At 53.2% G+C, this 22,051-nt stretch carries 20 protein-coding genes and 1 riboswitch; of the genes, 6 read left to right on the top strand and 14 right to left on the bottom strand.

Annotation, left to right across the window (positions count from 1 at the left end):
* The first annotated feature begins 180 nt into the window (after positions 1 to 180).
* The 5 genes from ybtP (at position 181) to OGX75_RS05630 (ending at position 7,614) form a co-directional block, all read left to right on the top strand.
* Positions 181 to 1,893 (top strand): yersiniabactin ABC transporter ATP-binding/permease protein YbtP, encoded by a 1,713-nt coding sequence (gene ybtP, locus OGX75_RS05650; protein WP_286451345.1) that lies wholly within the window; start codon positions 181 to 183, stop codon positions 1,891 to 1,893.
* Complete coding sequence (ybtQ, locus tag OGX75_RS05645; protein ID WP_286451277.1) at positions 1,880 to 3,682, top strand: yersiniabactin ABC transporter ATP-binding/permease protein YbtQ; 1,803 nt, start codon at positions 1,880 to 1,882, stop codon at positions 3,680 to 3,682. The genes ybtP and ybtQ overlap by 14 nt, the downstream gene beginning before the upstream one ends.
* Positions 3,675 to 4,955 (top strand): yersiniabactin-associated zinc MFS transporter YbtX, encoded by a 1,281-nt coding sequence (gene ybtX, locus OGX75_RS05640; RefSeq protein ID WP_200075768.1) that lies wholly within the window; start codon positions 3,675 to 3,677, stop codon positions 4,953 to 4,955. The genes ybtQ and ybtX overlap by 8 nt, the downstream gene beginning before the upstream one ends.
* Positions 4,956 to 4,982: 27 nt before the next feature.
* Positions 4,983 to 6,299 carry a yersiniabactin biosynthesis salicylate synthase Irp9/YbtS gene (ybtS, locus tag OGX75_RS05635; protein WP_286451278.1) on the top strand — a complete coding sequence of 439 codons (1,317 nt, stop codon included), beginning with the start codon at positions 4,983 to 4,985 and terminating at the stop codon, positions 6,297 to 6,299.
* A gap of 334 nt (positions 6,300 to 6,633) precedes the next feature.
* Positions 6,634 to 7,614 (top strand): Shedu immune nuclease family protein, encoded by a 981-nt coding sequence (locus OGX75_RS05630; RefSeq protein WP_286451279.1) that lies wholly within the window; start codon positions 6,634 to 6,636, stop codon positions 7,612 to 7,614.
* A 266-nt stretch (positions 7,615 to 7,880) separates the two neighbouring features.
* Here the strand turns inward: OGX75_RS05630 and ychF are convergent, their stop codons facing one another.
* Positions 7,881 to 8,972: a redox-regulated ATPase YchF gene (gene ychF / locus OGX75_RS05625; RefSeq protein ID WP_012132142.1), complete on the bottom strand. Its 1,092-nt coding sequence runs from the start codon at positions 8,970 to 8,972 to the stop codon at positions 7,881 to 7,883.
* 116 nt (positions 8,973 to 9,088) lie between these two features.
* On the bottom strand, positions 9,089 to 9,673 hold the full coding sequence (gene pth / locus OGX75_RS05620; protein ID WP_012132143.1) for an aminoacyl-tRNA hydrolase: 585 nt from the start codon (positions 9,671 to 9,673) through the stop codon (positions 9,089 to 9,091).
* Positions 9,674 to 9,948: 275 nt separating this feature from the next.
* Between pth and ychH the strand changes: the two genes are divergently transcribed.
* On the top strand, positions 9,949 to 10,227 hold the full coding sequence (gene ychH / locus OGX75_RS05615; protein WP_012132144.1) for a stress-induced protein YchH: 279 nt from the start codon (positions 9,949 to 9,951) through the stop codon (positions 10,225 to 10,227).
* 51 nt (positions 10,228 to 10,278) lie between these two features.
* On the opposite strand, the gene OGX75_RS05610 is transcribed toward ychH, so the two are convergent.
* From OGX75_RS05610 to lolB, 12 genes are all read right to left on the bottom strand, one after another.
* Positions 10,279 to 11,097, bottom strand: a complete 819-nt coding sequence (locus OGX75_RS05610; RefSeq protein WP_286451280.1) for a cytochrome c1 — start codon at positions 11,095 to 11,097, stop codon at positions 10,279 to 10,281.
* A 5-nt stretch (positions 11,098 to 11,102) separates the two neighbouring features.
* Positions 11,103 to 12,275, bottom strand: a complete 1,173-nt coding sequence (locus tag OGX75_RS05605) for a cytochrome b (RefSeq protein WP_286451281.1) — start codon at positions 12,273 to 12,275, stop codon at positions 11,103 to 11,105.
* 1 nt (position 12,276) lies between these two features.
* Entirely contained in the window at positions 12,277 to 12,828 is a 552-nt protein-coding gene (petA, locus tag OGX75_RS05600; protein ID WP_286451282.1) for a ubiquinol-cytochrome c reductase iron-sulfur subunit, read from the bottom strand.
* Between the two features lie 32 nt (positions 12,829 to 12,860).
* On the bottom strand, positions 12,861 to 13,301 hold the full coding sequence (locus OGX75_RS05595) for a pseudoazurin (protein WP_286451283.1): 441 nt from the start codon (positions 13,299 to 13,301) through the stop codon (positions 12,861 to 12,863).
* Positions 13,302 to 13,319: 18 nt separating this feature from the next.
* Positions 13,320 to 14,141, bottom strand: coding sequence for an ABC transporter ATP-binding protein (locus tag OGX75_RS05590; RefSeq protein WP_286451284.1), 822 nt, complete (start codon positions 14,139 to 14,141; stop codon positions 13,320 to 13,322).
* Positions 14,138 to 15,202, bottom strand: coding sequence for a FecCD family ABC transporter permease (locus OGX75_RS05585; protein ID WP_047463417.1), 1,065 nt, complete (start codon positions 15,200 to 15,202; stop codon positions 14,138 to 14,140). Before OGX75_RS05585 ends, OGX75_RS05590 begins: the two co-directional genes overlap by 4 nt.
* A gap of 66 nt (positions 15,203 to 15,268) precedes the next feature.
* Entirely contained in the window at positions 15,269 to 16,318 is a 1,050-nt protein-coding gene (locus OGX75_RS05580) for an ABC transporter substrate-binding protein (RefSeq protein ID WP_024130290.1), read from the bottom strand.
* 199 nt (positions 16,319 to 16,517) lie between these two features.
* Positions 16,518 to 16,743: riboswitch (cobalamin riboswitch) on the bottom strand.
* Positions 16,744 to 16,943: 200 nt separating this feature from the next.
* A complete protein-coding gene (locus tag OGX75_RS05575) occupies positions 16,944 to 17,504 on the bottom strand; it encodes a GNAT family N-acetyltransferase (protein WP_199972014.1) in 561 nt (186 codons plus the stop codon).
* 113 nt (positions 17,505 to 17,617) lie between these two features.
* Complete coding sequence (dauA, locus tag OGX75_RS05570) at positions 17,618 to 19,297, bottom strand: C4-dicarboxylic acid transporter DauA (protein WP_115181580.1); 1,680 nt, start codon at positions 19,295 to 19,297, stop codon at positions 17,618 to 17,620.
* Between the two features lie 124 nt (positions 19,298 to 19,421).
* Positions 19,422 to 20,369, bottom strand: coding sequence for a ribose-phosphate diphosphokinase (gene prs, locus OGX75_RS05565; protein ID WP_001518537.1), 948 nt, complete (start codon positions 20,367 to 20,369; stop codon positions 19,422 to 19,424).
* A 150-nt stretch (positions 20,370 to 20,519) separates the two neighbouring features.
* The gene (gene ispE, locus OGX75_RS05560; RefSeq protein ID WP_012132155.1) at positions 20,520 to 21,371 is read right to left on the bottom strand and encodes a 4-(cytidine 5'-diphospho)-2-C-methyl-D-erythritol kinase; all 852 of its coding nucleotides are present in this window, start codon (positions 21,369 to 21,371) and stop codon (positions 20,520 to 20,522) included.
* A complete protein-coding gene (gene lolB, locus OGX75_RS05555) occupies positions 21,368 to 21,991 on the bottom strand; it encodes a lipoprotein insertase outer membrane protein LolB (RefSeq protein WP_047463422.1) in 624 nt (207 codons plus the stop codon). The genes ispE and lolB overlap by 4 nt, the downstream gene beginning before the upstream one ends.
* Positions 21,992 to 22,051 lie beyond the last annotated feature (60 nt).

Genomic DNA, 22,051 nt, shown 5'->3' with positions numbered 1-22,051 from the left:
TGGTTATTATTCACATTAATTCTCAGAACGCCACCCTGAATTGTCGTTTTTGGCGTCCGTAAAAATTCATCAGGAAATTCAGTTACTCCCATGTCATCTCAATCATCCAATACTGAATCGCTGTCCCGATTTCCTCTCTGGCAGGTGATTACACCGGTTCGCAGGAAGGTTATTTTAGCTATGGCGCTGGCGGGGCTGGCGGCATTAACCAGCCTGGGGGCGCTCCTTTTTCTGGCGTGGAGCCTGCGTGACATTCGCGCGACGCCTGACGCTATTCCGGCCTGGCCGCTGGGCGGCGTGATCGGCTGCGTGGTCTTAACTTTTGTTCTGCGCTTGCAGGCGTTCAACACCTCTCATTACGCGGCTTTTCATCTGGAGAACATTCTGCGCAGCAGGTTAGCCCGTAAAGCATTGCAGCTTCCGCCTGGCGTGTTACAGCAAATGGGCAGCGGGTCAGTGGCGAAAGTGATGCTGGATGACGTGAAGTCGTTACATATTTTTGTGGCCGACAGCACGCCGCTCTATGCCCGCGCGATCATCATGCCGCTGGCGACAATCGTTATCTTGTTCTGGCTGGACTGGCGGCTGGCAATCGCGACGCTGGGGGTACTGGTGTTTGGCTCGGTTGTTCTCGTGCTTGCCCGCCAGCGTTCGGAAGATATGGCTCAGCGTTATCATAAGGCGCGCGAGCAGGTCAGTGCGGCGGTTATTGAGTTCGTGCAGGCCATGCCCGTGGTGAGAACGTTTGATAGCGGCAGCACCAGTTTTTTGCGCTATCAACGCGCCCTTGAAGAGTGGGTCGATGTGCTCAAAACCTGGTATCGCAAAGCCGGTTTTTCAGCGCGTTTTTCCTTCTCGATTCTGAATCCTCTCCCGACCCTGTTTGTCCTGATCTGGTCGGGATACGGTCTGTTGCACTATGGCAGTCTCGATTTTATCGCGTGGGTGGCCGTTTTACTGCTGGGCAGCGGAATGGCCGAAGCCGTAATGCCAATGATGATGCTCAATAACCTGGTCGCGCAAACGCGTTTAAGCATTCAGCGTATTTATCAGGTTCTCGCAATGCCGGAGTTATCGCTGCCGCAGTCTGACCAGCAGCCGCAAGAGGCGAGCATTACCTTTGAGCAGGTGAGCTTTCATTATCCGCAAGCGCGTACTGGCGCCGCGTTGCAGGAGGTGAGCTTTCATGTGCCTGCCGGGCAAATTGTGGCGCTGGTCGGGCCAAGCGGCGCCGGAAAAAGCACCGTGGCGCGCTTGCTGCTGCGTTACGCCGACCCGGACAAAGGCCATATCCGTATTGGCGGCGTGGATCTGCGCGATATGCAGACGGACACCCTGATGAAGCAACTCTCGTTTGTGTTTCAGGACAACTTCCTTTTTGCCGACACGATAGCCAATAACATTCGTCTGGGCGCGCCGGATACGCCGCTGGAGGCGGTAATAGCGGCGGCAAGAGTGGCGCAGGCCCATGATTTTATTAGCGCGTTGCCAGAAGGTTACAACACGCGAGTCGGGGAACGCGGGGTATTTCTCTCCGGCGGCCAGCGGCAGCGCATTACTATTGCCAGGGCGCTTTTGCAGGATCGCCCCATCCTGGTGCTCGATGAGGCGACGGCGTTTGCTGACCCGGAAAACGAAGCGGCGCTTATCAAGGCGCTCGCGGCGGCCATGCGCGGCCGGACGGTCATCATGGTCGCGCATCGTCTCTCAATGGTGACTCAGGCCGATGTGATATTGCTGTTTTCCGACGGACAGCTCAGGGAAATGGGGAACCATACGCAACTGTTGGCGCAGGGCGGCCTGTATCAACGGCTCTGGCAACACTATCAGCAGGCGCAGCATTGGGTGCCGGGTGGAACACAGGAAGAGGTGGTGGAAAATGAAAGACAATAATCCTGCGGATAACCTGGCCTGGCGCGTCATCTGGCGCCAGCTTATCTCCAGCGTTGGCAGTCAGGCCAGGATGCTGCGGCGCAGTATGCTGGCGCTGTTGCTGGCGGCATTCATGCAGGGGATCGCCTTTGCTTGTCTTTATCCGATCATTGATGCGCTGTTACGGGGAGACGCGCCGCAACTTCTCAACTGGGCTGTGGCCTTCAGCGTCGCCGCGATTGTGACGCTGGCGCTACGCTGGTATGGCCTGGGCTTTGAATACCGTGGTCATCTGGCGCAGGCCACCCATGAGTTGCGCCTGCGACTTGGCGAGCAGTTACGCCGCGTGCCGCTGGAGAAGCTCCAGCGTGGCAGGGCGGGCGAAATGAACGCCTTGCTGCTGGGCAGCGTGGATGAAAACCTTAATTATGTTATTGCGATAGCCAATATTTTGCTGCTCACCATTGTCACGCCGCTGACGGCGTCGCTGGCGACATTGTGGATAGACTGGCGGCTGGGGCTGGTGATGTTGCTGATCTTCCCTCTGCTGGTGCCGTTTTATTACTGGCGCCGCCCGGCGATGCGGCGACAAATGCAGACGCTGGGGGAAGCGCACCAGCGTCTGAGCGGCGATATCGTTGAATTTGCTCAGGGGATGATGGTATTGCGCACCTGCGGCAGCGATGCCGATAAAAGCCGGGCGCTGCTGGCGCATTTCAATGCGCTGGAAAACTTACAGACCCGCACTCACCGCCAGGGCGCTGGCGCGACGATGCTGATCGCCAGCGTCGTGGAGTTGGGCCTACAGGTGGTGGTGTTATCCGGGATCGTCTGGGTGGTGACGGGCACTCTGAATCTCGCCTTTCTGATTGCCGCCGTCGCGATGATTATGCGCTTCGCAGAACCGATGGCGATGTTTATCAGCTACACCTCGGTTGTGGAACTGATCGCCAGCGCCCTGCAACGGATTGAGCAGTTTATGGCGATAGCACCGCTTCCCGTCGCAGCGCAAAGCGAGATGCCGGAACGTTACGATATCCGCTTTGACAACGTCAGCTATCGCTACGAAGAAGGCGACGGCCACGCGCTTAATCATGTTTCTTTGACGTTCCCGGCAGCCAGTATGAGCGCGCTGGTGGGCGCCTCCGGCGTAGGCAAAACCACGGTCACTAAACTGTTAATGCGCTATGCCGATCCGCAGCAAGGGCAGATTTCTATTGGCGGCGTCGATATTCGCCGCCTGACGCCGGAACAGCTCAATAGCCTGATTTCTGTTGTTTTCCAGGATGTCTGGCTGTTTGATGACACACTGCTGGCGAATATCCGTATCGCGCGCCCACAGGCGACGCGACAGGAGGTGGAAGAGGCTGCCCGCGCGGCGCAGTGCCTTGAGTTTATTTCCCGTCTTCCGCAAGGCTGGCTGACGCCAATGGGGGAGATGGGCGGCCAGCTATCGGGCGGCGAGCGCCAGCGGATTTCCATTGCCAGAGCGTTATTGAAAAACGCGCCGGTCGTCATTCTCGATGAACCGACCGCCGCGCTGGATATTGAAAGCGAGCTGGCGGTGCAAAAAGCGATCGATAACCTGGTCCACAACCGGACGGTGATTATCATCGCTCACCGTTTATCCACCATCGCCGGGGCCGGAAACATTCTGGTGATGGAAGAGGGACAGGTGGTTGAGCAGGGTACTCATGCGCAATTGCTCTCTCATCATGGACGTTATCAGGCGCTGTGGCAGGCGCAAATGGCCGCGCGCGTGTGGCGCGACGACGGGGTTTCCGCGTCTGGAGAGTGGGTGCATGAGTGATGTTCAGTCGAATGTGAAACCGCTGACGTTGACGACCGGGCGGGTGATTTTTGCTATTGCCGGCGTCTATGTGACGCAGAGCCTGGTATCGGCGTTGTCTATGCAGTCCTTACCCGCGCTGGTGCGCGCTGCTGGCGGTTCGCTGGCGCTTGCCGGTGCGACAACCCTGTTTATGCTGCCCTGGGCGCTGAAGTTTATTTGGGCGCCGTGGATCGAGCGCTGGCGACTTCCGCCCGGTAGCCCGGAACGCCGTTCCCGCATGTTAATCCTGCGTGGTCAGGTCGCGCTAGCGGCGATCCTGACTATTGCCGCAGCGATTGGCTGGTTTGGGCGAGAAGGGGGATTTCCCGATACGCAAATCGTCGCGTTATTTGTTCTGTTTATGGTGGCAGGCACGGTCGCCTCCACCATTGATATCGCCAGCGACGGCTTTTGCGTCGATCAACTGACCCGCGCGGGTTACGGCTGGGGAAACAGCGTGCAGGTCGGCGGCAGCTATCTGGGAATGATGTGCGGCGGCGGGGTGTTTCTGATGCTGTCGGCGGCATCCGGCTGGCCTGTCGCCATGCTGATGATGGCGGTGCTGATTATGGCGCTGTCACTCCCGCTGTGGCGCATTACGGAGCCGACGCGAACAGCGACTATCCCGCATGTTCCGGCGTTAGGTTATGCGCTAAGGAGGAAGCAGGCGCGCCTGGGCTTACTGCTGGTATTGATGTTGAATTCAGGCATGCGGTTTGTGCTGCCTCTTCTGGCACCGCTGTTGTTGGATCATGGGTTGAGCATGTCAGCGTTGGGCGCGCTGTTCAGCGGCGGCAATATTGCAGCGGGCATAGCAGGAACGCTGGCCGGCGGATTGCTGATGAAATACACCTCACCCGGCAGAGCGCTGTTGACGGCTTATGGCGTCCAGGGGATCGCGCTGCTGGCGGTGGTGATGACGCTCATGATGGCGCCGGGTCATCTGCTGCTGCCGATTCTCCAGTGTCTGGTCATTGTCCAGTCCATTTCGCTGGCCTGCGCGCTGGTCTGTCTTTACGCCACGCTGATGTCGCTTTCATCGCCTTTGCAGGCCGGTGTCGACTTCACCCTCTTTCAATGTACTGACGCGGCAATCGCCATTCTGGCAGGCGTTATCGGCGGCGTTGTTGCTCAACATTTTGGCTATGCGGCCTGCTTCCTGTTTGCCGGGGCATTCACGTTGCTGGCGGCGTGGGTTGCTTATATCCGGCTGCATTCGGCAAGAAAACTGATGACAAGCGCAATTGATTGATCCGGGAATAACACAGAGAGGTAAGGGATGAAAATCAGTGAATTTCTACATCTGGCGTTACCAGAGGAACAATGGCTACCGACGATTTCTGGCGTCTTACGCCAGTTCGCAGAAGAAGAGTGTTATGTCTATGAACGTCAGCCCTGTTGGTATTTAGGCAAAGGGTGCCAGGCACGGTTGCACATTAATGCCGACGGAACGCAGGCGACATTTATTGATGATACCGGGGAGCAACAATGGGCGGTGGATTCCATTGCCGACTGCGCGCGTCGTTTTATGGCGCATCCTCAGGTGAAAGGACGTCGGGTATATGGACAGGTTGGGTTCAACTTTGCGGCGCATGCGCGGGGGATTACCTTTGACGCCGGGGAGTGGCCGCTGCTGACGTTAACCGTTCCCCGTGAAGAACTTATTTTTGAAAAGGGAAATGTCACCGTTTATGCGGACTCCGCCGACGGGTGCCGACGTCTGTGCGAGTGGGTAAAAGAGGCCGGTACAACGACGCAGAACGCACCACTGGCGGTGGATACCGCCCTCAATGGTGAGGCGTATAAACAACAGGTTGCACGCGCCGTTGCGGAGATCCGCCGTGGCGAGTATGTCAAAGTGATTGTCTCGCGCGCCATTCCCCTGCCATCGCGGATTGATATGCCCGCCACGCTGTTATACGGGCGACAGGCAAACACGCCTGTGCGCTCGTTTATGTTCCGTCAGGAAGGACGCGAAGCGCTGGGTTTTAGCCCGGAACTGGTGATGTCAGTGACGGGCAATAAAGTGGTCACTGAACCGCTTGCGGGCACCCGCGATCGCATGGGAAACCCGGAGCATAATAAGGCGAAAGAGGCAGAACTGCTGCACGACAGTAAAGAGGTGCTTGAGCATATCCTTTCTGTCAAAGAAGCTATTGCTGAACTGGAGGCCGTTTGCCAGCCGGGCAGCGTGGTGGTTGAAGATTTAATGTCGGTTCGCCAGCGCGGCAGCGTTCAGCATCTGGGGTCTGGCGTGAGCGGTCAGCTTGCGGAAAACAAGGATGCCTGGGATGCGTTTACCGTGCTGTTTCCGTCGATTACCGCCTCAGGTATCCCTAAAAACGCTGCCCTGAACGCGATTATGCAAATTGAGAAGACGCCGCGAGAGCTTTATTCCGGCGCAATCCTGCTGCTGGACGATACGCGCTTTGATGCGGCGCTAGTCCTGCGTTCCGTATTTCAGGACAGCCAGCGCAGCTGGATACAGGCGGGGGCGGGAATCATCGCGCAATCTACGCCGGAACGAGAACTGACAGAAACCCGGGAGAAATTAGCGAGCATTGCGCCCTATTTAATAGCGGCAGAGCAGGGGTAGTCGGGTGAGATTGCCCGCCCTGGCAGTCAGCGGCTGGTTATTAATGTGAAGTGCAGCGTTATGAAAAAAATCCACGCCAGAGCGTGGATTTTTGTTATTCGTGAAAGGTGTCTCTTTCACGAAGATGGGTCAATGACGAGTAAAGCTTCCGTTCATGAATACCCGTTTCGGGCAGATTTATGCTCATTGCGGAGAATCTTCACTCAAAAACGGTGAGTGGAAATCTACTGACAAAATCGTATGATGCAGGTAAAGATACTCGAATATGCTGTACGCATCTGCAAGATGCGCGTCAGGATAAATAAAATACACTGCGAAAGTTGAGGTTGTGCTAATGGAATTTGAGGCGGAAAAAGTAACCTTTAAGAGAAAGATAAGACGTCATCTCTCCGCTAGCGTGAAGCGGCAGGTAGCTATATTGAGCGGCTATCGATGCTCGTTTCCAGGTTGTGATCAAAACCTCATGCTTCAGGACTCATCATTTATTGGGGAAATAGCTTCGATTGAAGCCATTCACTCTCACGGGCCAAGACACAACCCTTCTACAAATGCAGACCAACTACTTCAAACAGAAAACTATCTTCTGTTGTGCCCGAATCATCATGCGATTATTGACAGGCAGCCGGAAATATATTCGGCTGAGTGGCTAAGAAAGGCCAGGAAAGAACATTTAAATAAAATATCAGAAATAGTGTCTGCCTCTAAGTGTGTAGCAGAGGTCAAGCTGGATGAGCAGGTCGAAATCTCTTTAGAGGAAGCAATAGGTGTCTGGAAAGTAAATCGTGAAAATGCATCCGAGGAATTCTGGCAAACTCTTCTACAAAAATGTCCTGCTGTATTATCACAGATATTTCCACAAAGTATGTTTCAGTTAGGCAGTAAATGCTATGTTGGTGGAAAATCGATAAACAATTCGGGTGGTAATCTTGTCGATTTTATCTACGCAAGCAGGCTGACTGGAAATATAGTATTGGTCGAAATAAAGACCCCAAAGACGATACTACTGGGGAAAAGATATAGAACTAATGCCTATTCAATTAGCGAAGAACTATCTGGGGCGTTTGTTCAGGTGTTAAATTATAAAGACCAATTAATGAAAGAATACTTCAAGCTAAGTGAAGGTAACGGAGGTGATTCATTTTCGGCATTCAATCCTAAATGCTTAATTGTTATTGGTACACTTGAGTCAGAGCTTAAAAATAATAGTCAATACAAATCATTTGAACTATTCAGAAATAGTATGACAAACGTTGAGATTGTCACTTATGACGAGCTATTTCAAAAGGCTCAAGACATTCTGGATATGATTAAATAACATGTAATATCGTTTTTAGCCGACTTTCACCTGTCATTGCGGACAAGAAGCCTCATACAAAGGATAATTTATAACTACAACCACTTAAGGCGTCTACAAAATGGGTGGCTATTCAGATTATAACCACCGCTATACTCAGTTCCGACCGCACTTCCATGATATCAACGGATACGCTTTAAATAAAAAATCCACGCAATTGCGTGGATTTTATGGCTTTTTGTGGCCTTTACGAGGTTTATTGAAACCTCATAAGACAACAAATTTTATTAGACGTTGAACAAGAAGTTCATCACATCGCCGTCTTTAACGATGTAGTCTTTGCCTTCCGCACGCATCTTACCGGCTTCTTTCGCGCCTTGTTCACCTTTGTACGTGATGAAGTCGTCGAAAGCGATGGTCTGCGCACGAATAAAGCCTTTCTCAAAATCGGTGTGAATTTTACCCGCAGCCTGCGGTGCGGTTGCGCCGACAGGAATCGTCCACGCGCGTACTTCTTTCACGCCAGCGGTAAAATAAGTTTGCAGATTCAGCAGCTTGTAGCCAGCGCGAATTACGCGGTTGAGACCCGGTTCTTCAATACCCAGCTCAGCCATAAACTCGTCACGGTCAGCATCGTCGAGTTCTGCGATGTCGGCCTCGATAGCGGCACAAACCGGAACCACGACAGAGCCTTCTGCATCGGCAATGGCGCGAACCTGATCCAGGTACGGGTTATTTTCGAAGCCATCTTCGTTGACGTTAGCGATGTACATGGTCGGCTTCAGCGTCAGGAAGCTCAGATAGCGGATCGCCGCTTTATCTTCGTCTGTCAGATCCAGTGAGCGCAGCATGCCGGCGTTTTCCAGGTGCGGCAGGCATTTTTCCAGCGCGGCCAGCTCAGCTTTCGCGTCCTTATCGCCGCCTTTGGCTTTCTTCTGCACGCGGTGAATGGCGCGTTCACAGGTATCAAGGTCGGACAGCGCCAGCTCGGTGTTGATAACGTCAATATCTTCCGCCGGGTTTACTTTCCCCGCAACGTGGATGATGTTGTCGTTTTCAAAGCAGCGTACTACGTGACCAATCGCTTCGGTTTCACGGATGTTTGTCAGGAACTGGTTACCCAGGCCTTCGCCTTTCGACGCGCCTTTTACCAGACCGGCAATGTCGACGAACTCCATGGTGGTAGGGAGAATGCGCTGCGGCTTGACAATCTCAGCCAGTTTGTCCAGACGCGGATCGGGCATCGGCACTACACCGGTATTTGGCTCGATGGTGCAGAACGGGAAGTTTGCCGCTTCAATACCGGCTTTAGTCAGGGCGTTGAACAGGGTGGATTTCCCGACGTTGGGCAAACCAACGATACCGCATTTGAATCCCATGATTTAAATCACCTTAATATCTTGATAATCAACCTGTTGCAGAAAACAGATTGTAGAAAAGTAAACAACTTTGCCTATTATACACAGCGCGCGGCAAAAATGCCGCACATCACTGCTTATTGTGCTTTAAAGGCATGTAATCGGTTCGTCGCTTTGGTTAACCCTTCTTTGAACCAGACTTCAGTACAACGTGCCGCTTCGTCAATGGCGTCGTCAATTAACTTTTGTTCCGACACTGGCGGTTTACCCAGAACAAAACCGACAACTTTATTTTTATCGCCCGGATGACCAATTCCGACACGTAAGCGATGAAAGTTAGGGTTATTACCCAGTTTGTTGATGATATCTTTCAGGCCATTATGACCACCGTGTCCGCCGCCTAACTTAAATTTCGCGACGCCAGGGGGGAGATCCAGTTCGTCGTGGGCAACCAGAATCTCATCGGGCATGATGCGGTAAAAACTGGCCATCGCGCCGACGGCTTTACCGCTCAGATTCATAAACGTGGTCGGCACCAGCAGGCGAACATCTTCCCCTTCGAGGGTCACTCTGGAGGTGTAACCGAAGAATTTCGGCTCTTCACGCAGAGGCGCGCGTAGTCGCTCTGCCAGTAAATCGACGTACCATGCGCCCGCATTATGGCGTGTCGCCGCGTATTCTGCGCCGGGGTTCGCCAGGCCGACAATCAATTTAATCGTCACGTTTTTTGTCCTGAGTGTGTCCATAACTGGCGCGTAGTTTACTGTCTGCGGCCGCGCTTGACAAAAAACAGCGTGGATTGTGCCGGAAGCTGAATAATTGCCTGTTTGAACTATTGGAAAGTCAAGCTGTTCAGAGGGTTATTTGTAAAGTTTTGTTGAATAACAGGTTGTAATTGTGATCGCCCACGCACTCATAAAGCACAGTGTTGTCTATACTTTACACATAAGGATTAGGGGTATTCCCTGAAACAACCCAAAAGTTCCGGAGGTGACATATGAAACGCAAAAACGCTTCGTTACTCGGTAACGTGCTCATGGGGTTGGGGTTAGTGGTCATGGTGGTTGGTGTTGGTTATTCTATTTTAAACCAGTTACCGCAGTTTAACCTGCCACAATTTTTTGCACATGGTGCGGTGCTGAGCATCTTTGTTGGTGCCATTCTCTGGCTGGCAGGCGCCCGCGTAGGTGGGCATGAGCAGGTGAGCGATCGTTACTGGTGGGTTCGCCACTACGACAAACGCTGCCGCCGTAACGACAATCGCCGTCACAGCTAAGGTATCGCGTCGGTTGAAGACCAGTCAGCGTTGGACTGACTGGTCATTGTCTTAACCACTCTCACTCGTTTTTTCTGACGAGCGTCTCTTTAATCGGCGCAAAATCAGCAGCAATGCCAGCATAATGACCAGATAACTCATTACGTAATGGCCCTGATGCTTTCGCTGTTCAAGCGCCGGATCGGCAGCCCATGCCAGAAAAGCCGTAACGTCCCGCGCGTACTGCTCTTCGGTTTCTGGTATATCGTCCTTTTCTGACCAGTTGATCTCCCCATCAGACAACGGCTTCGGCATGTTAATTATGCCGCCGGGAGCGTATCGGTTTGCCTTCATTTCCGGGTCGTCAGGCAGATAACCGGTCAACAAGGCATAGACGTAATCCGCCCCCTGATCGGTATAGGGCAAGAAGGCATCGAACAGAAATTGCGGGAACCCCCGGTCGTATGTTCTGGCGCGAACGATATAGGTTAAATCGACGGGAAGGGCGCCATTATTAAGATACCTTGCTTCCTGATCGTTAAGGTAGGGCGAGATAAACGTATCATTGAGATTGCCTTCCCGCTCGCCGGGTTGACCATCATCCTGAATGTCGGGAAAGACGTAGCCGCTGGCAAGACGCTTTGCCTCTGTGAGCGAGAGTTCGGGCCCGCCTGGCTTTGTCAGGGTGCGAAAATTAAGATGAACCATCCCGTGGCAGGCGCGGCATTTCTCTTCGTAGACCTGTAAACCGCGCCGCAGTTGTTCTTTATCATAGTGGCCCGTTATGCCGCTAAAACTCCACGCCTGGCGAGGTGGCGTCTCTTGCGCACAGACAGCGCTGGTGCTCAGAATGCACAGCCATAAAACGCTATATCTTACTAATCCCTTCATGGCGGTTAATCCTGCTTTTCCAGAAAACGTCGGCAGGGCAGTACGATGACAAACCATCCGAAGTAAACCAGCGTTGAAAGTTGCGATGCCGCGCGTATCCAGCCCTCTTCATTACTGAAACCGTCAGGCAGGTCGGGACCGACCAGCGCTTTTGAACCCAGCCATCCTAAAAAGAATGCATTAGCAACCCAGAGCCAAAAACCACATTTAACGAGCTTGCTGTAATTGCGAAAGCGGGCGCGTGAAGTGTCGAGCCAGGGGAGAAAATAAAAAATCAGCACTGAAGCACACATGGCGGCTATCCCGAGAAGTTCGTTTGGGAAGCAGCGCAAAATGGAAAAGAACGGCAAAAAATACCACTCAGGCGCCACGACAGCGGGCGTTACGGTGGGATCTGCCGGGATAAAATTGTCGGCGCTGCTGAGATAGTGCGGGGCAAAGAATAAAAACCAGGCGAACAGCATCATGAAAAGAGTGAGCTTGATGGCATCACTGTCGGTGATTTTATAATCGAAAAACAGTTTCCGGGACTCGCTCTGCGTAAATGTCTTTTTCATTGCCTGCGCAAATGCGGACTGTACGGTGCGGATATGCCATATCGTTCCCCCGACAATGACGAAGGGGATAATAAAATGAAGCACATAAAACCGGCCTAATGTGGGTGTTCCTGGAGCATACCCGCCGACTAAAAACGAATACAACGTATCTCCCACCCACGGGATCGCACGAGTGAATCCGGTAATAACGGTGGTGGCCCAGTAGCTTTTTTGCCCCCAAATCAGGCTATATCCCAGAAATGCGGTGATCATCAGTAACACGTATAACGTCACGCTTATCATCCACATTTTGAGATAAGGCTTTCGGTACACGTTGTAATACATGGCGCGGAAGATGTGCAGGTAACAGGCGAAGAAAAATAGCGATGCGCCAATAGAATGCGCGTTGTGCACCAGTTCGCCGTGTCTCACGGATCGCATAATATGAATGATTGAATCAAAGGCCAACCCTTCCGTGGGTACATAAAACATCGCCAGAACGAGACCAGAAAGGATTTGTACTCCGAGCATCACCAGCAGAATGATCCCGACGGCAAAAACCCAGACGCCTGCGACCGTACGAGGGAAGGGAATACGCCACACTCGCTCTCGTCGGGGTATGGATAGATGTTCTGCCGCCATTTCAGACTTCCTTCGCGCCAATACGCACCGTCAGGCCATCGGGATGAAACGCGTAATCGGGGATTGCGAGATTCGCCGTAGCGGGCCCCCGCGTGACGCGCCCTGAAGTGTCAAACTCCGAGCCATGACAAGGACATACCCAGCCTTGTCCACCGGGTTTGGCATTGGGCACACAGCCTGCGTGGGGGCAGTAACCTTGAATGACCAGCCACTGCGGATACTCTGTCTTGATACGTTCGCCGTCAGCCTGCGGATCGATAAAATGATGGACATCCGCCTGCTGCGCTGAGCGAATTTCCTCCGGGGTACGGTGATGAATAAGGATAAGTTTTCCCTGCCAGACTCTTTTCACCGTCTGGCCGACGGCAACTCCGGCGAGAGAGACATCGACCGGTTCGTTTTCTGCTACGGTTTTATCATCCGGCCCCAGTGCGGTGATGAGCGGCCAGACGGCGGCGGTGATACCCGCAGCCCCGACAAATTTTGTGAGTTTACACAGGCATTCTCGCCGCTGTACCTGAACGTCTTCATTGCTCTGTTTTTTATCCGCCACCGTGCGCCCCTCACCATTTTCGCGTATCTGGATTACTGTTTCTCAATGCGTGTATAAATGTCCTGGAAACGCTTATCCGCGATCCCCGGCGCCTTAAAGGTTCGATAGCTGTCAGGCAGGGTTGCATCACCCACTTTAATGAGCATCACCATCCCTTGCGCGTAATGCGGGGTGCATTTAATACCGTAAAATCCTGGTTTGTCGTACTTGACCTCAATTTCCTCATCAATCTTGCCGACAAATCCGAGGTAGCCTGCTGGCGAAAGCTCTGCGATTGACGCAGCGTTATGGCTCTTATGCTTGCGAATAAACTTCACGGTGTCGCCTGGCTGAATCGCCAGATAATCAGGTTCATATACCATCGGGCCGCCCGCGCCTCTGTTTTTCATCAGCACTTCGTGGGTCTGAGCGAAAGTCGTGGTGGTCAGCGCTAACAGACATAACATGCTCAGGCTTTGCTTAATCAATTTCATGGGTTCTCCCTTAGGTGTTTATTCCGGTCGTTGGTAGCGGATGAAGCAGCTCAATCCATCCGGCGCCTGCTCAACGATGGCATTAATGCCAAACCACTGGCTGAGGTTTTCAGGCGTAAAAATGGTTGCAGGGCTGCCCTGCATCGCCAGTTGACCCGCTTTCATTACGAGAATGCGGTCGCAGAACATGGCGGCATGGTTCAGGTCGTGCAGAGCCGCAATGACGGTGAGCTTCTGGTGTTTCACCAGATTAAGCAGGCCTATCTGATGTTGAATGTCGAGATGGTTCGTGGGTTCATCCATCAGCAGCACTTTCGGTTGCTGCGCCAGGGCCCGGGCGATATGCAGACGCTGTTTTTCCCCGCCAGAAAAGGTATGCCAGCAGCGATTTTGTACGCGCTGTAGATCTACCTTCTCCAGCATGGTCTGGACAATATCGTCATCTTGTTTAGACCAGGGCGAGAGCAGACTCAACCACGGGGTACGCCCCAGAGAGACAGCCTGCAATGCGGTGAGACGTTCACTGGTTTCCGCTTGTTGTTCCACCAGCGCCACTTTTTGCGCTAAATGGCGGCGCGAGTAATGGCGGATATTTTTATTCTCCAGCGTTACGCTACCTGACGAGGGTTTCAGTAAACCGGCAAGCAATGAGATCAGTGATGTTTTGCCTGAGCCATTGGGGCCGATAATGCCGACAAACTCACCGGGCGCGACGTGAAAAGAGACGTCGCTGACGATGGCTTTGCCTTTTACTTCCCAGTGCAGTTGCTGCGCCTGCACCAGGCTTCGGACTGTTGCAGAAGGATAGCGTGGAGCGGTGAGAGCAGAATTTACCGTCATTTTGTCTGGTTTCCTCTGATCAAAATGATGGAAAACGCAGGTGCGCCTACAAGCGCCGTAATCACCCCGATGGGTAACACCTGCCCGGGAAGTAATGTTCTGGAGATTACGTCGGCGATAATGAGAAAAATGGCGCCGATCATGGCGCTGATTGGCAGCAATCGATGGTGTTGATTACCCACCAGCAGGCGGGCGGCATGGGGGATCACCAGGCCGACAAAACCAATCGCCCCGACAATGGAGACCATAATTGCCGTCATCCCGGTAACGGCGGCAATCAGGACTCCGCGCGTGCGTTTTACCGGGATGCCAAGTGACGCTGCGGACTCTGCGCCAAACGAAAACGCATCCAGATGACGGGCGTAACAAAAACATAACGCCACACCGACCAGCGCGGTAGGGACGGCCAAAACGACATCTGGCCAGCGAACGCCGCTCAGATTGCCCAGCAGCCAGAACATAATCCCACGGGCCTGTTCCGCATTCGCTGAGCGAGTGATGATAAGTGAGGTGAGGGCATTAAATAGCTGTGAACTGGCGATCCCGGCCAGGATGATTTGCGTGGTGGCGCTTCCCTGTCTCCCCCCGGCGGCGATCGCCAGTAACGCCACGAAAAGAAAAGCCGTTAACGCCCCAATAAAAGCCCCGAGCGACATGCTGACGATCCCAGCGCCAAGCCCTGTTAAGGCGATCAGAACAGCGCCGGTCGAGGCGCCGGCAGAGATCCCCAGTAGATAAGGCTCTGCCAGCGCGTTTCGTAGCAATGACTGCAATACGACGCCGGAAACCGCCAGACACGCGCCACAACAGGCAGAAACCAACGCCCGCGTCAGGCGATAGTTCCAGATAATGCCCGCATCCAGCGCATCAACGGCATAGCGCGTATCAAAGAACTGGTTAGAAAGCGTATGGATAACATGCTGCCAGGGGATAAACGTCTCGCCAATGGAGATCCCCGCCAATAGAACGCAGCACATCAGCACGCTGACCCAAAGGGCGTGTCCCCCGATTCTTATCGTTAACTGGCCGACAGCGCGACGCGTCCTGCGAGTTTCGCTCATCATCTACCTGCAATTCTGAATACCAGAGGCGCGCTATGCCCGGTAAGACATAGCGCGACATAAAGATTATTGAGCCGTTTTCGGATGTGCCAGACCGTATTCAACCAACGCATCTGCGAGTTTCTCGACGCCATCTATCGTTCTGATGCCGGCGTTCATTGTTTGCACATCCACCACCGGCAGATGGTTCTCCTTCACGGCGGGGATGAGTTTAGTCACGGGGTCGGACTTGAGATATTCCAGTTTGACCTGCCAGTCATCTGCCGGGAAACGACGACGGCTCATTTCACCGAGAACAATGACGGACGGGCTGGCTTTCGCGATGGTTTCCCAGCCAACGGTTGGCCACTCTTCAGCAGAATCAATCACATTTTTCACCCCCAGCGTCTGGGCGATCCATGCGGCAGGGCCAAATTTCCCGGCCACATAGGGGTCCAGTTGCAGATCGGCGCTGGAAAACCAGAATACGGCGGAGACGTTTTTATCCATTCCGGCAATTTTGTCTTTGGCGGCAGCTTCACGGGCCTTCAGACTGGCGATCAATTCATCGCCTTTGTCCTGCACGTCAAAAATTTTCGCCAGATCGGAGACTTCCTGATAAACCATAGCAATATCAAACATGCCTTTACGTACACCGTCGCCACCGTCTTCGTTGTCTTTAGCGCAGTCCGCAGGCGCGGTATATACCGGCACGTTCAACTCGCTAAACTGCTCGTAAGAGGCGACGGTTCCGGCAGGCCCAATTTGCCATTCAAACTGACTGGCGACCAAATCCGGTTTTTTGGCAATAATGCCTTCAAAGCTGGGGATGTTCTGCGCAATCACGGCCACTTTTTCATTTGCCGCTTTGTAAGCATCCGGGACGGGGCCGAACCACAGCGATGTGCCGACAACGCGCTCGGCCAGTCCCAGGGAATAAAGAATTTCAGTGCTGTTTTGCCCGACCGTGGCAACGCGTTCCGGGGCTTTATTGAAGGTAATATCACGGCCGCAGTTTTTAATCGTCAACGGATAGACTGTTTTTGCTGCATGAGTCAATCCTGATGTGAATAATAACGCTGCGCCAGCCACAGCCAGAAGGTATTTTTTATGAGGTAAAGTAAAGTCTGCGTACATTGTTATCGTCCTGTACATGCCAGAATCTGAACGTCTGGTCATGGTTTATTTGGTTCCATATATCGGGACAGGTACATGACGATAGATGACATTGAATGATGAAATTATGAGAATGCAAAATCTCAGCAGGAATAGGCTCATCAATTCATAATGGTATTTATGCCAAATAAATCATCCCATGGACCATCCCGTCCACTCAATGTGTACAACCCTGACAGCAGGTCTCCTGGCTCGCGGTAATCAGAATATCGGCCTTCCCATAAAGCAAATCTTTACAGTGACCGGTGGTTACAATAACCACACACAGATATTCGGTATCCGCCTACAGTTGCGGGGGCAGCTATGGAATGAGATTAAAATAATCCGCACCATATTCCTTTCAAAACAACGGCTGTGTTATGAATACTGTCACTGGCGACTGTATCGGCAATCAATAACCTCGTCAACCGTATGAAAAAATAGCAAAAACATCATACTTTATGGCGATTTTTATATTAATTAATTTAAATTCAAACGGTTGTGTTTTTGTTGGAGTGGTGATTATTGCAACCGCAAGTAATAATGGAAAGGCAAATGAGAATTGATTGACGTTGATCAATTAATCGCGATAAGAAAGAAGGCGTTATTATAAACAGTGAATGTTATCAATGCTGTCGCTGGTAACAATATATTTACACGGTTTTTCCATATGCACGATCTGCCACTCGTCGCCCACATCCATGAAGACGTTAAACAGATTTCGCCGCCAGAATTGATACCCGCCGGGTAAAAAATGATGGGTGTGCAAATATAATATTTTATAGTGTTGCTGCTCGCAAAATTGTTCAGCCAGCGAGACCAGTTGGCTGCCAATACCTTGCCTGCGATAATGCTGATCGACATAGCAGCGACAAATCTCAGCTGTCTCCGGTAAATTATAACGACCGTGCAACATCTCTATTCTGTCATCGTACTGACATATCGCCAGCGTCCCAATTATCTGCTGTTGTTCATTCCAGACGCCGAACAATTGGTTTCTTTCCCGCTCAAGATAATTTCCCTGGAGGTCGAATACGTCGTCACTCGCAGTGGGTAATGCTCTTCCGGCATTAAAATAAAGATTAAGATGCCGAATAATAAAGGACTGTACGGCAGGAATATCGTCCCGCGTTATTTCACGAAAAACAAACGGAGAGGTTGGTTTCATATCGGTTATCGCTAACAAATATCAGGAAAACGATAATAACAAGCCAGACGCAGAAAACCAGTTTTCAATAAGAAAACTTGCCGGTCTGTTGAGATACAGACCGGCAGTCGGGATTAGATATCCGCCAGCGCGGCATCTTTGTTCGGGAAGAATGCCAGACGACCCGGAATGGGTTTGATACCGGCGCGGGCCATGGTACGCAGCGGCTGGAATTCCACGTTACTGACACGCAGTTCACAGCCTTCCGGCAAACGCTTCACAAAGCGCTGGAAGGCGTCCAGACCACCGGCATCCAGCACCGGAACGGCGTCCCACTTCAGCACCACGATGCGTTTACCCTCAATGCGTGATTCGAGGTCGGTAAATAACCCTTCCGCGGCGGCGAAAAAGAGCGGCCCGATAACGCGTAATACCAGCACATCATCGGGAACCGTGATGTTTACCGCCGCGAGGCGCGTCATACGGGCAATACGGCGCATAAACAGCAGGGAAGCCAGGACAATCCCGACGCTGATCGCAATCACCATATCGAAAAGCACCGTCAGCGACATACACATCATCATCACGATGATGTCATCTTTGGGCGCATGTCGCAGTAAATCGACCACCTTATGGGCTTCACTCATGTTCCACGCAACCATCAGCAGCAGCGCGGCCATGGCGGAAAGCGGCAGCCATGACAGCAGGGGAGCCAGCGCGAGGAGGGCGAGGATGACCAGAATTGCGTGGATAACGGCGGAAATGGGCGAGGTCGCGCCTGCGCGCACGTTTGCCGCAGAACGGGCGATCGCCGCCGTCGCGGTGATCCCGCCAAAGAACGGCGCCACGATATTCCCCAGTCCCTGGCCGATCAGTTCGCTGTTTGCTTTGTGTTTGGTGCCCGTCATGCCGTCGAGCACGACCGCGCACAGCAGGGATTCAATCGCCCCCAGCATCGCCATCGAGAAAGCGGCTGGCAATAACGCCCGCAATGAATCCCAGCTTAGCGTGAAATCTGAATCCGGGAGATTCCACGGCAACACCAGCTGCGGCAGCAACTGAGGAATGCCGTTGCCCTGCGAACCATCGGCCAGCACATAGTGGAACTGTGAACCAATCGTCGCCACATGGCCACCCAGCAGATTAACCACGGCCATAACGGCGCAGCCCGCCAGCAGCGCCGGAAGATGGCCCGGCAGACGAATCCCCAGACGCGGCCAGAACATCAGCATACCGAGCGTCACCACGCCAATAGCGGCATCGCCCGGATTAATGGTCGGCAACGCCATAACCAGCGCCCCGACTTTTTGTAGGTAATGCTCCGGCACATGGGCCATTTGCAGACCGAGAAAATCTTTAATCTGCATTGTCCCGATGGTGATGCCGATCCCTGATGTAAAACCTAACGTGACCGATACGGGAATGTATTCGATCAGACGGCCAAAACGCGCGAGGCCGAAGAGGATCAGGAACACCCCGGACATGAGGGTGGCGACCAGCAGACCTGCCAGCCCGAATTGTTGCGATACCGGGTAGAGAATAACGACAAATGCGGCGGTCGGGCCGGAGACGCTGAAGCGCGACCCGCCGGTTAAGGCAATAACAATCCCCGCCACAGCGGACGTATAAAGACCGTACTGCGGTGCAACACCACTGCCAATTGCCAGCGCCATCGCCAGCGGGATAGCGATGATCCCGACGGTTACCCCGGCAATCACATCACGGGTGAACCGTGAGGCGGTATATTTTTCTTTCCAGCAAGCGTCGATGAGGGCGCGGAAAGGCATCACATGTGAGGAAAATATTCTGTTCACAATAATGTTTCATCCATGAGCGCATCATCTGTCAACTAAATGGCAGGTGAAGGAGGCATTGGTCATACAAATAAGAGTTACAGACAAAAAAACCCGCCGCAGCGGGTTTTTTAGCCGGGTTCGATTAATGTTCGAACATAGCTGAAATGGATTCTTCGTTGCTGATACGACGAATCGCTTCGGCCAGCATACCCGACAGTGTCAACGTGCGCACGTTCGGCAGTGCTTTAATTTCGTCGGTCAGTGGAATGGTGTCACAGACAACGACTTCATCAATCACCGAATTGCGCAGGTTGTTTGCCGCATTGCCTGAGAAAATCGGGTGAGTCGCGTAGGCGAATACGCGTTTGGCACCACGTTCTTTCAGTGCTTCTGCTGCTTTGCACAGCGTACCACCGGTATCGATCATATCATCAACCAGTACGCAGTCACGACCGGCAACGTCACCGATGATGTGCATCACCTGAGAAACGTTAGCGCGCGGACGGCGTTTGTCGATGATCGCCATATCGGTATCGTTCAGCAGCTTAGCGATAGCGCGGGCACGCACAACGCCACCGATATCTGGAGAAACCACAATCGGGTTATCCAGGTTCAGTTGCAGCATATCTTCTAACAGAATTGGGCTACCGAATACGTTATCAACCGGAACGTCAAAGAAGCCCTGGATCTGTTCAGCATGCAGGTCAACGGTGAGAACGCGGTCAACGCCAACGCTGGACAGGAAGTCAGCGACGACTTTTGCGGTAATCGGTACACGAGCGGAACGTACACGACGGTCCTGACGCGCATAGCCAAAGTAAGGGATAACGGCGGTGATACGGCCTGCGGAAGCACGGCGCAGCGCATCGACCATAACAACCAATTCCATCAGGTTGTCGTTAGTAGGGGCACAAGTGGACTGGATGATGAAAATATCACCACCGCGTACATTTTCGTTAATTTGTACGCTGACTTCGCCGTCGCTAAAGCGACCTACAGCGGCGTCGCCGAGAGAAGTGTACAGGCGGTTGGCAATACGTTGTGCTAGTTCCGGGGTGGCGTTACCAGCAAAAAGCTTCATATCAGGCACGAGAAGAACCTCAGGCATGCGTCCATTGGTGGATAGAATCTGCCGAAAACTGTGCGGGCCAGGCAATATCCTATCCAGGCGGTGTATTAAAGAGCGCGATGCAACGTCTGGAACAGGGTGACGTTGTCACCGAAACTCAGCTTGCCCGGCTTAAAGCATGGCTTTTTGCAATGGAGAGAGGTTGACACCCTTCGCCACAAACGCATTGAGCCATTCCGGGGCTTGCTTAAGCACCTGACGAGCAGCGGATTCTGTATCGAATTCAGCAAAGACACAGGCCCCTGTACCAGTCAGGCGCGACGGCGCGTATTCTAACAGCCAGGAAAGCGCCGCATCAACCTCGCGAAAACGTTTTCTTGCGATAACCTCGCAATCATTGCCGAATTCACATTTTAATAACGTTTCTATTGACCTTTTTGGCGTGTTGCGCGGTAATTCGGGGTCCTTGAAAATAACCGGCGTGGGGATGCTTACTCCAGGGTGGGCAACCAGATACCACTTCTCCGGCGGGTCTACCGGCGTCAGGATTTCACCCACGCCCTCGGCGAAGGCCGCATGTCCACGGACAAACACCGGGACGTCTGCGCCCAGCGTTAAGCCTGTTTCCGCCAGTTCATCGACCGATAATCCGCACTGCCAGAGATGATTCAGCGCCACCAGAACGGTCGCCGCATTGGACGAGCCGCCACCCAGACCGCCGCCCATGGGCAAACGTTTCTCGATGCTGATATCCGCGCCGCTGCCTGCGGGCAAACGCCCGTGGGCGGACGCTGTCTTCATCAGCAACCGCGCCGCGCGGACGATCAGATTGTCGTCATTTTCGACGCCCTCGACAGGCGTCAAAAGATGAATTTCGCCGTCGCCGCGCGGCGTAATGCCGATCGTGTCGCCGTAATCAAGAAACTGGAACAGCGTTTGCAATGTGTGATAACCGTCCGCACGCTGTCCGGTGATGTATAAAAACAGATTCAGTTTTGCCGGAGATGGCCAGTGGGTCATCATTTTACAATCCAGTTATCCATCTTCAGTTTGATGCGCTGACCGCCGTCAGAGAGTTCCATATTTGCCGGCATGGCGGGCTGCGTTTTACTGTCGTATCCGCTGTATACCACTTTCCAGTTTTTACCGTCCTGGCGGTAGTTCACTTCGCTCAGGCGGTACTGGTCGTCGAGGGTGTAATCGGTGGCGTCGCCCGGCAGACCGAGAATCCACTGGCGTAAGCTGTTAAGCGGAATGGGCATCCCGGTCAGCTTGCCGATCATCTCTTCGGCGTCGTCGGCGGTGTAACGCTGCCCTTTATTATCGACCAGTTGCACATTGCCCGGCTGGGCGTTCAGCTCCAGTTCGGTACTGCCCAGCGGATTGGTCAACAGCAGACGGTAGCGATCCTGACCGGTTTGCTGCCAGAAGAAGCGGGCATACACTTTCTGATCGTCGGAGATATAAGCAAACGCGCCACGCGTCTGATACTGATTCAACTTGCGCACGTCCTGCTGATGCTGACGCCACTGAGGGGAGTCGGGACTTTTGCCAGGACCTTTCGGCGCATTGATCGTACAGGCGGTGAGGACCAGGCTAGCCAGCGGGAGCAGGCGGATCAGGCGAAAATCAGGCAGGGTCATAGTGATGACGAATCCTTGTAATACGGTGCGATAATTGCCTGATGGCGCTATGCTTATCAG

It is taken from the genome of Citrobacter sp. CK199, assembly GCF_030333285.1.
In the GTDB taxonomy this organism is placed as follows: domain Bacteria; phylum Pseudomonadota; class Gammaproteobacteria; order Enterobacterales; family Enterobacteriaceae; genus Citrobacter_B; species Citrobacter_B koseri.
The sequence above is the reverse complement of the archived record's forward strand: the minus strand, read 5'-3'. Positions and strand labels throughout refer to the sequence as shown.

Coding starts and splice junctions, on each gene's coding strand:
- ybtP (WP_286451345.1), top strand. CDS start 181: ATGGCGCTGGCGGGGCTGGCGGCATTAACCAGCCTGGGGGCGCTCCTT.
- ybtQ (WP_286451277.1), top strand. CDS start 1,880: ATGAAAGACAATAATCCTGCGGATAACCTGGCCTGGCGCGTCATCTGG.
- ybtX (WP_200075768.1), top strand. CDS start 3,675: ATGAGTGATGTTCAGTCGAATGTGAAACCGCTGACGTTGACGACCGGG.
- ybtS (WP_286451278.1), top strand. CDS start 4,983: ATGAAAATCAGTGAATTTCTACATCTGGCGTTACCAGAGGAACAATGG.
- OGX75_RS05630 (WP_286451279.1), top strand. CDS start 6,634: ATGGAATTTGAGGCGGAAAAAGTAACCTTTAAGAGAAAGATAAGACGT.
- ychF (WP_012132142.1), bottom strand. CDS start 8,972: ATGGGATTCAAATGCGGTATCGTTGGTTTGCCCAACGTCGGGAAATCC.
- ychH (WP_012132144.1), top strand. CDS start 9,949: ATGAAACGCAAAAACGCTTCGTTACTCGGTAACGTGCTCATGGGGTTG.
- OGX75_RS05610 (WP_286451280.1), bottom strand. CDS start 11,097: ATGAAGGGATTAGTAAGATATAGCGTTTTATGGCTGTGCATTCTGAGC.
- OGX75_RS05605 (WP_286451281.1), bottom strand. CDS start 12,275: ATGGCGGCAGAACATCTATCCATACCCCGACGAGAGCGAGTGTGGCGT.
- OGX75_RS05595 (WP_286451283.1), bottom strand. CDS start 13,301: ATGAAATTGATTAAGCAAAGCCTGAGCATGTTATGTCTGTTAGCGCTG.
- OGX75_RS05590 (WP_286451284.1), bottom strand. CDS start 14,141: ATGACGGTAAATTCTGCTCTCACCGCTCCACGCTATCCTTCTGCAACA.
- OGX75_RS05585 (WP_047463417.1), bottom strand. CDS start 15,202: ATGAGCGAAACTCGCAGGACGCGTCGCGCTGTCGGCCAGTTAACGATA.
- OGX75_RS05580 (WP_024130290.1), bottom strand. CDS start 16,318: ATGTACGCAGACTTTACTTTACCTCATAAAAAATACCTTCTGGCTGTG.
- OGX75_RS05575 (WP_199972014.1), bottom strand. CDS start 17,504: ATGAAACCAACCTCTCCGTTTGTTTTTCGTGAAATAACGCGGGACGAT.
- ispE (WP_012132155.1), bottom strand. CDS start 21,371: ATGATGACCCACTGGCCATCTCCGGCAAAACTGAATCTGTTTTTATAC.
- lolB (WP_047463422.1), bottom strand. CDS start 21,991: ATGACCCTGCCTGATTTTCGCCTGATCCGCCTGCTCCCGCTGGCTAGC.